This window comes from Streptomyces sp. NBC_01267, assembly GCF_036241575.1.
Taxonomy (GTDB): domain Bacteria; phylum Actinomycetota; class Actinomycetes; order Streptomycetales; family Streptomycetaceae; genus Streptomyces.
On record NZ_CP108455.1, the window covers coordinates 876,667 to 889,072 of the forward strand.

The 12,406-nt window shown below is 71.0% G+C and carries 13 protein-coding genes and 1 pseudogene; 9 read left to right on the plus strand and 5 right to left on the minus strand.

All coding sequences use genetic code 11. The features are described from left to right. Positions 1 to 51 precede the first annotated feature (51 nt). The 4 genes from bioB (at position 52) to OG709_RS04135 (ending at position 3,888) form a co-directional block, all read left to right on the plus strand. Positions 52 to 1,113 carry a biotin synthase BioB gene (bioB, locus tag OG709_RS04120; RefSeq protein WP_250300709.1) on the plus strand — a complete coding sequence of 354 codons (1,062 nt, stop codon included), beginning with the start codon at positions 52 to 54 and terminating at the stop codon, positions 1,111 to 1,113. Next, on the plus strand, positions 1,106 to 2,377 hold the full coding sequence (locus OG709_RS04125; protein WP_250300710.1) for an adenosylmethionine--8-amino-7-oxononanoate transaminase: 1,272 nt from the start codon (positions 1,106 to 1,108) through the stop codon (positions 2,375 to 2,377). Before bioB ends, OG709_RS04125 begins: the two co-directional genes overlap by 8 nt. A 1-nt stretch (position 2,378) precedes the next feature. Beyond that, a complete protein-coding gene (bioD, locus tag OG709_RS04130) occupies positions 2,379 to 3,086 on the plus strand; it encodes a dethiobiotin synthase (protein ID WP_250300711.1) in 708 nt (235 codons plus the stop codon). Between the two features lie 106 nt (positions 3,087 to 3,192). Then, positions 3,193 to 3,888 (plus strand): class I SAM-dependent methyltransferase, encoded by a 696-nt coding sequence (locus tag OG709_RS04135; RefSeq protein ID WP_250300712.1) that lies wholly within the window; start codon positions 3,193 to 3,195, stop codon positions 3,886 to 3,888. Positions 3,889 to 3,895: 7 nt separating this feature from the next. Here the strand turns inward: OG709_RS04135 and OG709_RS04140 are convergent, their stop codons facing one another. Both OG709_RS04140 and OG709_RS04145 read right to left on the minus strand, forming a co-directional pair. Continuing rightward, positions 3,896 to 4,270: a fic family toxin-antitoxin system, toxin component gene (locus OG709_RS04140; protein WP_250300713.1), complete on the minus strand. Its 375-nt coding sequence runs from the start codon at positions 4,268 to 4,270 to the stop codon at positions 3,896 to 3,898. 40 nt (positions 4,271 to 4,310) lie between these two features. Further along, complete coding sequence (locus OG709_RS04145) at positions 4,311 to 4,520, minus strand: antitoxin (RefSeq protein ID WP_250300715.1); 210 nt, start codon at positions 4,518 to 4,520, stop codon at positions 4,311 to 4,313. Between the two features lie 154 nt (positions 4,521 to 4,674). Here OG709_RS04145 and OG709_RS04150 point away from each other — a divergent pair, with 154 nt between their 5' ends. Beyond that, a complete protein-coding gene (locus OG709_RS04150) occupies positions 4,675 to 5,565 on the plus strand; it encodes a TIGR03621 family F420-dependent LLM class oxidoreductase (protein ID WP_250300717.1) in 891 nt (296 codons plus the stop codon). Positions 5,566 to 5,643: 78 nt separating this feature from the next. Here OG709_RS04150 and OG709_RS04155 read toward each other — a convergent pair whose 3' ends face one another. After that, complete coding sequence (locus OG709_RS04155; RefSeq protein WP_250300719.1) at positions 5,644 to 6,261, minus strand: MBL fold metallo-hydrolase; 618 nt, start codon at positions 6,259 to 6,261, stop codon at positions 5,644 to 5,646. Between OG709_RS04155 and OG709_RS04160 the strand changes: the two are divergent. From OG709_RS04160 to OG709_RS04175, 4 genes and pseudogenes are all read left to right on the plus strand, one after another. After that, positions 6,262 to 6,456: pseudogene (locus tag OG709_RS04160) on the plus strand (GNAT family N-acetyltransferase); the annotation flags it as partial. It abuts the gene before it with no gap. 177 nt (positions 6,457 to 6,633) lie between these two features. After that, on the plus strand, positions 6,634 to 7,968 hold the full coding sequence (locus OG709_RS04165; RefSeq protein ID WP_329164855.1) for a hemolysin family protein: 1,335 nt from the start codon (positions 6,634 to 6,636) through the stop codon (positions 7,966 to 7,968). Beyond that, the gene (locus OG709_RS04170) at positions 7,965 to 8,999 is read left to right on the plus strand and encodes a hemolysin family protein (RefSeq protein WP_329164857.1); all 1,035 of its coding nucleotides are present in this window, start codon (positions 7,965 to 7,967) and stop codon (positions 8,997 to 8,999) included. Before OG709_RS04165 ends, OG709_RS04170 begins: the two co-directional genes overlap by 4 nt. A 58-nt stretch (positions 9,000 to 9,057) precedes the next feature. Then, positions 9,058 to 9,900 carry an SGNH/GDSL hydrolase family protein gene (locus OG709_RS04175; RefSeq protein ID WP_329164858.1) on the plus strand — a complete coding sequence of 281 codons (843 nt, stop codon included), beginning with the start codon at positions 9,058 to 9,060 and terminating at the stop codon, positions 9,898 to 9,900. Positions 9,901 to 10,039: 139 nt separating this feature from the next. Here the strand turns inward: OG709_RS04175 and OG709_RS04180 are convergent, their stop codons facing one another. Beyond that, positions 10,040 to 11,575, minus strand: a complete 1,536-nt coding sequence (locus OG709_RS04180; protein ID WP_329164859.1) for an ATP-dependent DNA ligase — start codon at positions 11,573 to 11,575, stop codon at positions 10,040 to 10,042. Positions 11,576 to 11,745: 170 nt separating this feature from the next. After that, entirely contained in the window at positions 11,746 to 12,378 is a 633-nt protein-coding gene (locus tag OG709_RS04185) for an alpha-ketoglutarate-dependent dioxygenase AlkB (protein ID WP_250300726.1), read from the minus strand. Positions 12,379 to 12,406: the final 28 nt, after the last annotated feature.

A 12,406-nucleotide genomic window follows, 5' to 3' on the forward strand; every position in this document is an offset into this window, starting at 1 on the left:
TGTCCGGTTCCTCCTTGGACGGAGGCCGGGCCGTGGTCCAGGATCAGCGCTATGGACCTGTTGAACACGCTGGTGGACAAGGGGCTGCGGCGCGAACTGCCGACCCGTGAAGAGGCGCTCGCCGTACTGGCGACGTCCGACGACGAACTGCTGGATGTGGTGGCGGCGGCCGGAAGGGTACGCCGTCAATGGTTCGGGCGACGGGTGAAACTCAACTATCTGGTCAATCTGAAGTCCGGACTCTGCCCGGAGGACTGTTCGTACTGCTCGCAGCGGCTCGGCTCCAAGGCCGAGATCCTCAAGTACACCTGGCTGAAGCCCGACGAGGCGTCGCGGGCAGCGGCTGCCGGGGTGGCCGGCGGGGCGAAGCGGGTCTGTCTGGTCGCCAGTGGCCGCGGGCCGACCGACCGTGACGTGGACAGGGTCTCGGAGACCATCGAGGCGATCAAGGGACAGCACGAGGACATCGAGGTGTGCGCCTGTCTCGGCCTGTTGAAGGACGGCCAGGCCGAGCGGCTGCGGGCGGCCGGCGCCGACGCGTACAACCACAACCTCAACACCTCGGAGGCGACCTACGCGGACATCTGCACCACCCACGACTTCTCCGACCGGGTGGAGACCGTCCAACAGGCGCAGGCCGCCGGGCTCTCGGCCTGCTCCGGGCTGATCGCCGGGATGGGCGAGAGCGACGCCGATCTGGTGGACGTGGTCTTCGCGCTGCGCGAACTGGACCCGGACTCGGTGCCGGTGAACTTCCTGATCCCCATGGAGGGGACCCCGCTGGCCGGGGACTGGCACCTCACGCCGCAGCGCTGTCTGCGCATCCTGGCGATGACACGGTTCATCTGCCCCGACGCGGAGGTGCGGCTGGCCGGCGGGCGCGAGGTGCATCTGCGCTCGTTGCAGCCACTGGCTCTGCACCTGGTCAACTCGATCTTCCTCGGGGACTATCTGACCAGCGAGGGACAGGCGGGCCGGGCCGACCTGGACATGATCGCGGACGCCGGTTTCGAGGTGGAGGGCGCGGAGACCACCACGCTGCCCGAACACCGTGAGGGCCTGGTGTCGGTCCGCCGCCGGGGTGCCGGGACAGATCTCGCGCCCAATGCCTGACACCAGGGAGATCCTCGACCTCGACCGGCGCCATGTCTGGCACCCCTACGGTCCGATGCCCGGTCGGCAGGAGCCGCTGCTCGTCGAGTCCGCGTCCGGTGTCCGGCTGCGCGTCGCCGGGGCGGGAGACCTCGTCGACGGCATGTCGTCCTGGTGGTCGGCGATCCACGGGTACAGCCATCCGGTGCTCGACGAGGCCGCCCGTGGCCAGCTGGACCGGATGAGTCATGTGATGTTCGGCGGGCTCACCCATGAGCCCGCCGTGCGGCTCGCGGCGAAACTGGTGGAGATCACGCCCGAGCCGCTCCAGCACGTCTTCCTCTCGGACTCGGGCTCGGTGTCCGTCGAGGTCGCGGTGAAGATGTGTCTGCAGTACTGGCGTTCGGTCGGCCGCCCGGCCAAGCAGCGGCTGCTGACCTGGCGGGGCGGTTACCACGGGGACACCTGGCAGCCCATGTCGGTGTGCGACCCCGAGGGCGGGATGCACGAGCTGTGGTCGGGGGTGCTGCCGCGTCAGGTCTTCGCCGACGCGCCGCCGGCGGAGTACGAGCAGACGTACGCCGACCATCTCCACGAGCTGGTGGCACGCCACGCCGACGAGCTGGCCGCGGTGATCGTGGAGCCGGTGGTGCAGGGGGCGGGCGGAATGCGGTTCCACTCCCCGGCGTATCTGCGGGTGCTCCGCGAGGCGTGCGACGCGCACGACGTGCTGTTGGTGTTCGACGAGATCGCCACCGGGTTCGGCCGTACGGGCAAGCTGTTCGCCGCCGGTCACGCCGGGGTCGCACCGGACGTGATGTGCGTGGGCAAGGCCCTGACCGGTGGCTATCTGACGATGGCGGCGACGCTCTGCACTCCCCGGGTGGCCGAAGGCATCGCCCGGGGCGAGGTGCCGGTACTGGCCCACGGCCCGACGTTCATGGGCAATCCGCTTGCTGCCGCGGTGGCCTGTGCCTCGATCGATCTGCTGCTCGGCCAGGACTGGGAGCGGGAGATCGGGCGGCTGGAGTCGGGCCTGCGGGACGGCCTCGCGGAGGCGGCCTCGCTGCCCGGCGTACGGGACGTACGCGTGCTCGGCGGGATCGGCGTCGTACAACTGGACCACGAGGTGGACATGGCAGCGGCGACGCGGGCGGCGGTGCGCGAGGGCGTGTGGCTGCGGCCGTTCCGCGATCTCGTCTACACCATGCCGCCGTACATCACCGGGGACCAGGACCTGGCACGGATCTGCCGTGCGGTGTGCGCTGTGGCGCGGGAGGGATGACATGACGATTCTCGTCGTGACGGGAACGGGTACGGAGATCGGCAAGACGGTGGTGACCGCCGCGGTGGCGGCTGCCGCCCGGGGCAGGTCGGTCGCCGTGCTCAAGCCCGCGCAGACCGGTCTTGAGCCGGGTGAGCACGGCGACGTGGCCGAGGTCGCACGGCTGGCCGGGCCGGTGACCGCCGTCGAACTCGCCCGGTACCCGGACCCGTTGGCGCCCGCGACGGCCGCGCGCCGGGCCGCAGCGGTCCCGGTGGATCCGCGGGACGTGGCGGACGCGGCACGGAAACTGGCCACGGAGCACGATCTGGTGCTGGTCGAGGGCGCGGGCGGACTGCTCGTACGATTCGATGACACGGGCGGCACGCTCGCCGACGCGGCCGTGCTGATGGGGGCGCCGGTCCTGATCGTGGCACCCGCCGGGCTCGGCACCCTCAATGCCACCGCACTGACCGCCGAGGCCCTGCGGAACCGGGGGCTGGAGTGCCCGGGGGTGGTGATCGGCAGCTGGCCCGCCGATCCCGGCCTGGACGCCCGGTGCAATCTCCTGGACCTGCCGGAGGCGGCGGGGGCTCCGCTGCTCGGCGTGGTCCCGGCCGGGGCGGGCCGGCTCACGCCGGGCGACTTCCGTGACAGGGCCCCGGGCTGGCTCGCACCACGGCTCGGCGGCGTCCGGTCCTCCGGGTTCTCCGCCGCGCACGGGGAATGAACCGGGTGGTCGGGGGGACAATCACCGTGCCCCCGCACCCCTTCACCAACGCCCACCATCGCCATCGCCATCACCTTCGCCATCACCTTCGCCGGAGAGGACCGCAATGCCGTTGCGCAGCAGCAGGACGTCCCGGGACGACGTGCACCATCCGCTCTTCGCACGTTTCTACGCCCGGTTCAGTGTCAGCGCCGACGTCAAGGGAGGGGTCGCCGCCCACCGCGCGGAACTGCTCTCGGGTCTCTCCGGGCGGGTGATCGAGATCGGCGCCGGGAACGGGCTCAACTTCACCCACTACCCGGCCGCCGTCACCGAGGTGGTGGCCGTCGAACCGGAGCGCTCCCTGCGGCAGTTGGCGGTCCGGTCGGCGATGCGCGCCAGGACTCCGGTGGACGTGATGCCGGGGACGGCCGAGGCCCTCCCGGTGGAGGGGGAGATGTTCGACGCGGCCGTGGCGTCGCTGGTGCTGTGCAGCGTGCGGGACGTACCGCAGGCGCTCGCCGAGATCAGGCGGGTACTGCGGCCCGGCGGCGAGCTGCGGTTCTTCGAGCACGGGCTGGGCCGGGGGCGGGCGATGACCACGACGCAGCGGGCTCTGGACCGTACGGTCTGGCCGCTGCTCTTCGGTGGCTGTCACACGGCGCGGGACACGCCGGCGGCGATCCGGGCTGCGGGCTTCGAGCTGGGCGAGTACCGGCGGCTGACCATCCCGGAGAGCGGTCTCCAGGTCCCCACGTCGCCCTGTGTTCTGGGAGTGGCACGGCGGCCGGGTCCTTCGGGGACGGCCGACGGCGCCGGGTGAGCGGGGTTCAGAGAAGGCTCCACTGCCGCAGTTCGTCGGCGATCGCCCGGACATCGGCCTTGTCCTGTTTGACGAGCCGGGCCAGGTCTCGTACCTGTTCGGGCGAGGTGACGACCTTCAGTCCGCAGGCGACGAGGTACCCGTAGGCGACGGCGGACGCGAACATCGCATTCGAATGCTCCAACGCCGGTACATGGAGCAGCAGTTGGAGCAGTGCGGCGGCACGGCTGTGCGGGTCGCTGTACACAGGGACGCCGAAGACCTCCGCCTCGTGCCTGCTGACCGCTGCCACGAGCGCGCCCCAGTCGGTGACCGGCGGGTCGCCCGGTGTCTTGTGCTCGGCGACCATGAGCAGCCAGGCCAGATCGATCCGGAGGTTCAACGGCTGCCCCTGCCAGGGTCGTTGTCGGTCCTGCCCGCTGTCACGTGGCGAACTCCTCGGCGAACACCGACTCGTACTGCTTCATGAAGTCGGCGGCTGCCTCGACAAAGGTGTGTCCCACTTCGCCCGCGTCCTGATTGACCAGCTCCTCGATGTAGCGGTTCACGCTCATCCCGCGCTGGAGCGCACGCTCTCGCGCCGCTTCGGCGGTTGCCTCGTCCACGCGTACGTTCAACTGGGTCTTGGCCACCCCGTCAAGCTAGCGCGCGGGTGCTAGCACCGGCAAGAGGAGGCTCCACCGGTCCCGCCGTCTCGCTCTGCGCGAAACCGCGCGCCTGCCGGTGCGGCTCGCGGCCATGATGTGCGGCACCGGACCACCCTGGACAACTGGACGAGGAGCCCTCATGGCAAGGCCGTTCCGTTTCGGAGTCAACATGGTCACCCCCGCGGGTGGCACCGAGTGGCGGCGTCGGTGCCGTCGGGCCGAAGATCTCGGTTACGACGTCCTGCTCGTCGCGGACCATCTGGGGATGCCCGCGCCGTTCCCCGCTGTGCTGGCGGCTGCGGCGGCGACCCGCCGTCCCCGGGTCGGCACCTTCGTGCTGAACGCCGCCTTCTGGACCCCCGCACTCCTCGCCCGTGAGATCGCCACGACCGACGCGTTGACGGACGGGCGCCTGGAGGTGGGGCTCGGCACCGGGTACGTACGGAGCGAGCACGAGCAGGCCGAGGTGGAGTGGCGCTCGCCCGGTGGCCGGGTGGACCACCTCCGGCGCACCGTCCAGGAACTGGAGCGGCTGCTGGCCGACGAGGAGCACCTGCCGCGGCCCGCGCAGCGCCCCGGGCCGCCGCTGCTGCTCGGCGGGAACGGCGACCGGATGCTGCGGCTGACGGCGGAGCACGCCGACATCGCGGCGTTCACCGGCGCGCGCACGGCGACGGGGGCTGCGGACGGTGCGCTGGAGCTCCTCACCGCCGGTCAGCTGGAGGAGCGGGTGGCCGTCTACCAGGGCCTGGCGGCCGGGCGGCGGAGGCCCGCGGAGCTGAATCTGCACATCCAGTCCGTGATCGTCACGGACGACCGCCGCGCCGCGGTGCGGGACAAGGTCCCGGCCTTCCCGTACCTGACCGAGGATCAGGTACTCGGACTTCCGGTGTTCCTCATCGGCACGGTCGGGCAGATGGCCGACCAGCTCCGTGAGCAGCGCGAGCGCTACGGCTTCTCGTACATCACCGTGCTCGACCCCTGCATGGAGGCGTTCGGCCCGGTGATCGAGGAACTGGCGGGGAGCTGACCGCTGTGCGGAATCGGGGCGGCCGTGCGGCAGGCCCGAGGGGGCGAGGGGGAGGTCCGGGCAGCCCGGATCCGGCGGTCACGCCGGAGAGCAGGGGGAGCGTGTGCCCGGCGGCAGCCAGCTGTAGCACCCGCCCGCTTCCTCCTCCAGCCAGCCGTTGACGCTGTGCAGGCCCCGCTCGTTGAGCTGGGCGTCATGGATGCCGTAGGCGCGCCGCGGCCCGACCTCGCGGACGAAGTCGATCGCCTCGGAAGTCCGCATCCACGACGCCTGCAGAGGCACGAGCAGCGTCTCCACCGGCCGGTCGGGTACGTGGAGGGAGTCGCCGGGATGGTAGAGGCTCCGGTCGACGAGGTAGCCGAGGTTGGCGCAGTCAGGGAGTTCACCGTAGATCCGGGCGTGCCGGCCGCCGTGGGCCGTGAGGTGGAAACCGGCCGCGGTGAACTCCTCGCCCGGAGTCACCTCGATGACGTCCAGAAGACCGCCGAAGTCCGCGCCCCTGGGCGCGTACACCGGCGCTCCCAGGCCTTTGAGCCGCAGCACATCGACGTGGTCGACATGTTCGTGCGTCACCAGAATCGCGTCGGCGCCGCGCAGTGCCCGCGGCTCGCTCCAGATGCCGGGGTCGATGACCAGTGTCCCGCCCTCCGGATGCTCCAACCGGACACAGGAGTGCGTGTACTTGGTGAGTCGCATCCTGCTGAGCGTACGCGCGCGGCCGAGGGTGGCGCCGCCGCTTTGACCGCATCGGCTGAGCAGCGCTTCATCGGCCTCGGCGGGCGCCGGGCCGACGCCATGGTGCTGGAGGCCAACGAGCCGGCGCAGCGGGCGTGGGCGGCGGCTGGCTACCCTCGCGAGGACCACTGGCGACGCTGGGTGAAGCCGTTGTAGCCGCCTCGCGACGGGGTGAAGCTCACGGCCGGGCCATTGCTTTGCCGGTCCTTTACTATGGCTGTTCCCTGCGTCACCGACCGAAAGGTGTGAGCGTCCGCCCATGGGCGAGCCTCCCAGTAGCCGACACCGCGCGTTCCTCCACTCCCTGGCCGATCATGGGACGGAGGTGAAACGATGACCGAAGTGCTCCTGCTCATCGTGGCGCTGCTGCTCTCCCTGGCCTGCGGAGCCTTCGTCGCGGCGGAGTTCTCGCTGACGACGGTCGAGCGCAGCGAGCTCGAACAGGCCGTGGACCGAGGTGAGCGGGGCGCCGCGAGCGCGTTGCGGGCCGTGCGCGGGCTCACCTTTCAGCTCTCCGGCGCGCAGCTCGGCATCACGGTCACCAATCTGGTCATCGGCATGCTCGCCGAGCCTTCGATCGGGAAGCTGATCCGCGGGCCGGCCGAATCGCTCGGTCTCTCCTCCGGCGCGGCCTCCTCCGTGGGCCTGGTCATCGGCACCGCACTCTCCACCGTCTTCCTGATGGTCGTCGGCGAACTGGTACCCAAGAACTGGGCGATCTCCTCACCGCTGGCCGTGGCCAAGGTGGTGGCGACCCCGCAGCGGTACTTCAGTGCCGTCTTCCGCCCACTGATCAGCCACCTCAACAACACGGCCAACCGGCTGCTGCGCAGACTCGGCATGGAACCGGCGGAGGAGCTGGCCTCCGCCCGCTCCCCGCAGGAGCTGGTCGCGCTGGCCCGGCACTCGGCGAAGGCGGGCGCCCTGGAGGCGGACACCGCCGAACTGTTCGTCCGCACGCTCAACCTGGCGGACCTGACCGCCGAGAACGTGATGACCCCGCGGGTCCAGGTGATGGCGCTCGATCTGCAGGCGACGGCCGAGGACGTCGCGAACGCCACGAGGGCGACCGGCCTCTCCCGCTTTCCCGTCTACCGCGGCGGCCTCGACCAGATCGTGGGCGTCGTCGACATCAAGGACGTACTGGCCCTTTCCGCGGAGCGCAGGAACCGGTATCCCGTCTCCCAGCTGCTGCGCGAGCCGCTGCTCGTACCGGAGACGCTCACGGTGGACCGGCTGCTCGACCGGATGTACGGCAAGCGCACCATGGCCGTGGTGATCGACGAGTACGGGGGCACCGCGGGCGTCGTGACCCTGGAGGACATCGTCGAAGAGGTCGTCGGGGAAGTACGCGACGAGCACGATCCGCACGAGACACCCGATCTCGCGGGCGCCGGTGAGGACGCGGAGGGCAGGCCGGTCTACTCGGTCGACGGGGCCGCGCGCACCGATCAGCTGGAGTCCATCGGCCTGCGGGCCCCGGAAGGGCCGTACGAGACGCTCGCCGGTCTGGTCGCCACCGTGCTGGGGCGCATCCCGGCCGAGGGCGACACCATCGAGCTGGGTGGCTGGCGGATCGACGTGGTGGACGCGACGGGGCGGCGCGCCGCACGTCTGCTGCTGCACGCGCCGGTTCCCGGCAGTGAGGAAGAGGAGGCGGACCGATGACCGCTCTGCAGTTGTTCATCGGCCTGTTGACGCTGGTCGTCAACGCCTTCTTCGTGGGCGGGGAATTCGCGCTGATCTCGGTACGGCGCAGCCAGATCGAACCCGCCGCGGAAGAGGGCGACCGGCGGGCTCGGAGCGTGCTCTGGGGGCTGGAGCATCTGTCGGCGCTGATGGCGGCGGCGCAGTTGGGCATCACGCTCTGCACGCTGGTGCTCGGCGTGGTCGCCGAACCGGCCATCGCTCATCTCCTGGAGCCGCTGTTCCACGGGGTCGGGATGCCGGACGGGCTGATCCACCCCATCTCCTTCGTCATCGCGCTCACCGTGGCGACGTATCTGCACATGCTCTTCGGCGAGATGGTCCCGAAGAACATCGCCCTGGCCGGGCCGGTCCGTACCGCGTTGCTGCTCGGACCGCCGCTGGTGACGCTGGCGCGTGCGCTGCGACCGGTGATCTTCGCCATCAACTCTTTCGCCAACGCGCTGCTCAAGCTGTTGCACGTCGAGGCGAAGAGCGAGGTCGCCGCGACCTTCACGGATGACGAACTGGCCCGTCTGGTCACCGACGCGTCGGCTGCGGGCCTGCTCGACCACCGGGCCGGTGAGCGGCTGCACGACGCACTGGAACTGGGCCGCAGGCCGGTGCGCGACGTGATCGTGCCGCTGGAGCAGGTGGTGTACGCGCGCCTAGGCACGACGCCGGAGAAGCTGGAGCAGTTGTCGTCCGAGTCCGGTTTCTCGCGCTTTCCCGTGGTGGACGACGACCGGCGGATCCTGGGCTATCTGCATGTCAAGGACGCGCTGGACGCCCTGCCACGCGACCTTCCGTTCACGGTCGCCGCGATGCGGGCGATCGCCCGGGTGCGGGCCTCCAGCCCGCTCGACGACGTACTGACCGCGATGCGCCGCAGCCGTACGCACCTGGCCGCCGTGATGGGCGACGACGGCACGCTCACCGGCCTGGTGACGATGGAGGACGTCCTGCGGGAACTGGTCGGGCCACCGACCGCACCGGCCGGACCCGGCGGTTGAGGGAAGGCCGGTCCGGGACGGGCCGGGTGCCGCACCACCGCGATACGATCTCCCCGCCATGAAACCGAATGCCCCTTACACCAGTCTGGTCGCGGTCGGCGACTCCTTCACCGAGGGAATGTCGGACGGCCTTCCCGACGGTTCGTACCGCGGCTGGGCGGACCTGCTCGCCGCGCGCCTGGCCACCCGGACCTCCGGGTTCCGTTACGCGAATCTCGCCGTACGCGGAAAGCTCATCGGCCAGATCACCGACGAGCAGACCGCCGCCGCGGCGGCCCTACGGCCCGACGTCGTGACGCTCGTCGGCGGTCTCAACGACGCGCTGCGCCCCAAGTGCGACATGGGCATGGTGCGGGGACGGCTGGAGGAGGCCGTCGGACGGCTGGCGCCCGTGTGCGGGCAACTGGTGCTGATGCGCAGTCCCGGCCGCAACGGCCCGGTGATGGAACGCTTCCGGCCGCGCATGGAGGAGCTGTTCACCTTCATCGACAAGCTGGCCGCGGAGTACGGCGCACTGACGGTCGATCTGTACGGCGCTCCGGTGCTCGGGGACCCGCGGCTGTGGGGCGTCGACCGGCTGCATCTGACGGCAGAGGGGCACCGCCGGGTCGCGGAGGCGGTGTGGCAGGCCCTGGGGCTGGAGGCGGAGGACGACTGGCAGGCACTGCTGCCTCCGCCGGTTCCTGCTTCCTGGGCTTCGCGGCGGGTCAGCGATGCGCGGTTCGCGCGCGAGCACCTGCTGCCGTGGATCGGCCGCCGCCTGACCGGGCGGTCGTCCGGTGACGGGCGCACGGGTGCGCAGTTCAGCCCCGAGCGGGGGAAGGCGTTCTGGATCACTCCGGTGAACGCGGACGACCCCGGTCCGGTCACCGGGTGGCGCCGTCTCGACGAGGCACCTTAGGACCTCGTCCGGTCGTGCTGTCGGTGCAGTCGGTCCGGTCGTGCTGTCGGTCCGGTCACGCTGTCGGTGCTTGCCTGCCCTGTCGGTCCCGGGCCCGGCAGAGATCGGCCGGCCAGGCCCCGGTCCGGCGGTGCGGGGCTCACAGGGAGTCGGGGGCCAGAGCCCGGACCGTGGCGAGGGTGTCGGCCTCGGCCGGGCTCTTGTCCGGCCGGTAGCGGAGTACGCGGGCGAACCGCAGGGCCAGACCGGCCGGGTAGCGCGGACTCCGCTGGAGTCCGTCGAACGCGACCTCCACCACCAGTTCGGGCCGGACATGTACGACGTAGGCGTCGCGACTCTCCTCGCGGTCCAGCAGTTCCCGGGTCTGCCAGGTGAGCAGTTCGTCGGTGAGTCCCTTGAAGGTCTTGCCGAGCATCACCCATGGTGCGGGATCCGACTTCTCGCCGCGCGCCGCCAGGTGAAGGTTGCTCAGCCGGCCCCGGCGCCTGCCGTGGCCCCACTCGGCCGCGGTGACCACCAGGTCCAGGGTGTGCCGCGGTTTGACCTTGATCCACCCGGCTCCGCGCCGCCCGGCCGCGTACGGCGCTTCGGGGGCCTTCACCACCACTCCCTCCTGCCCGTGCGCCAGAGCCGCGTCGAAGAAGCGCTCGGCGTCGGCGGCGTCCTCGGTCACGATGCGCGGAACGCGCAGTTCCGCGGGTACCAGGCCGGTGAGCGTGTCCCAGCGGGTTCGCGCGGGCAGATCGATCAGGTCCTTGCCGTCGCGGTGCAGCAGGTCGAAGAAGTAGACGTGCAGCGGCACCTCGGCTCTGAGCCGCTCCGGGTCCTGCCGCGAGGCGGCGCGCGCCGCCGTGACCTGGAAGGGGAGGGGACGCCCGTCAGGCCCCACGGCGACGGCCTCGCCGTCGAGCACGGCGGACCGCACCGGCAGCCCCGCTGCCGCCTCGACCACTTCGGGGACACGGGACGTGATGTCGTCCAGGCTCCGGGTGAACACCGACACGTCGTCGCCGTTCCTGTGCACTTGCACCCGGATACCGTCCAGCTTCCACTCCAGGGCGGCGGGGCTGATCCGGTCCAGGGCCGTGGCCACATCGGGGGCCGCCACGGCGAGCATCGGCCGCACCGGCCGCCCGATCTCCAGGCCGAACGCCCGCAGGGCTTCCTTCCCGCCCGACATGGCCGCTTCGGCAACGGCGCGCGCGGAACCGCGGAACATCAGCGCCCGGCGCACATCCGCCGAGGCGACTCCGGCGGCCTTCGCCACCGCGTCCGCCACTACGGCGTCGAGCGCCCCCTGCCGCAACTCACCGACGAGAACGGCACCGAGGAAGGCCTGCTCCTGCGCGGTGGCCCTGCCGAACAGTTCCGCCAGCAGCGTCCGCCGTTCGCCCTGCGAGCCAGGGCCGTGCACGGCAGCGAGCGCGGTCAGCGCGTCCTGCGTCTCCACCACACCCAGGGACGGTGCGGGTGCGGGCTGCGGCAGCTCCCGCAGGGCGGCCGGTCCCACACCGATCCTCATGCGCCGGGATTCGCCGGAGAGCAGCGCGACCGCCACAGGCAGTACCTCCGGTGCCAGACTCCGCAGGTAGTCCGCCAGCAGAGAGATCTTCGCGTTTCTGGCCGCTTCCGCGCCCACGGCACGAGAGGTTTCGGCGAGTTCATGAAGCAGCACGGCTGGGACTCCGGGTGGTCGCTCGACGGTGGCCGATCCGTACCCGTTTTCCGCGCGGGTGTCCCGGTCCCTTCCGCCACATTGCGATGCTCCCGGTGCGTTCCGGGGACTTCATCGGCTTCATGGACTTCGTCGGCTGCGTGGGCTACGTCGGCTATGTCGGCTTCCGGTCAGAGGACACCGTGCGGACGGAACTGCACACTGATACGCGGCCCCACCGGTCGCGCCGTCTTCAGAATCGCGTGCTCCCAGGTGCGCTGGCAGCTTCCGCCCATCACGATGAGGTCGCCGTGTCCGAGCGGCGTCCTCACGCTTTCCGGGCCGCCACCTCCCCGTGGCCGCAACACCAGATTCCGGGGCGCTCCCAGCGAGAGGATCGCCACCATGGTGTCCTGGCTGCCTCCCCTGCCGATGGTGTCCCCGTGCCAGGCGACACCGTCCCGCCCGTCCCGGTAGAAACACAGTCCGGCCGTGGTGAACGGTTCACCGAGCTCCTCCGCGTAGTGCGCGCCGAGCGCCGCGCGCGCCTCGTCGAGACTCGGGTGCGGCAACGGGGCGTGGGCGGCGAAGAACGACAGCAACCGTGGCACCTCCACCACCCGCTCGTACATGACGCGCCGCTCGGCGCGCCATTCGACGTCGCGAGCCAGCACATCGAAGAGCGCGTCCGCGCCGACGAGCCACTGGGGCAGCACATCGATCCAGGCGCCCCGTCCCAGGTCGCAGCGGCGCAGCCCGTCCAGCGGGCGAAGGGTGATCGCGTCGTCCTGGTCGAACAGGGAACTCTGCAGGTGGACAGCCATACACTCATCCTAAGCGAACACTTGTTCG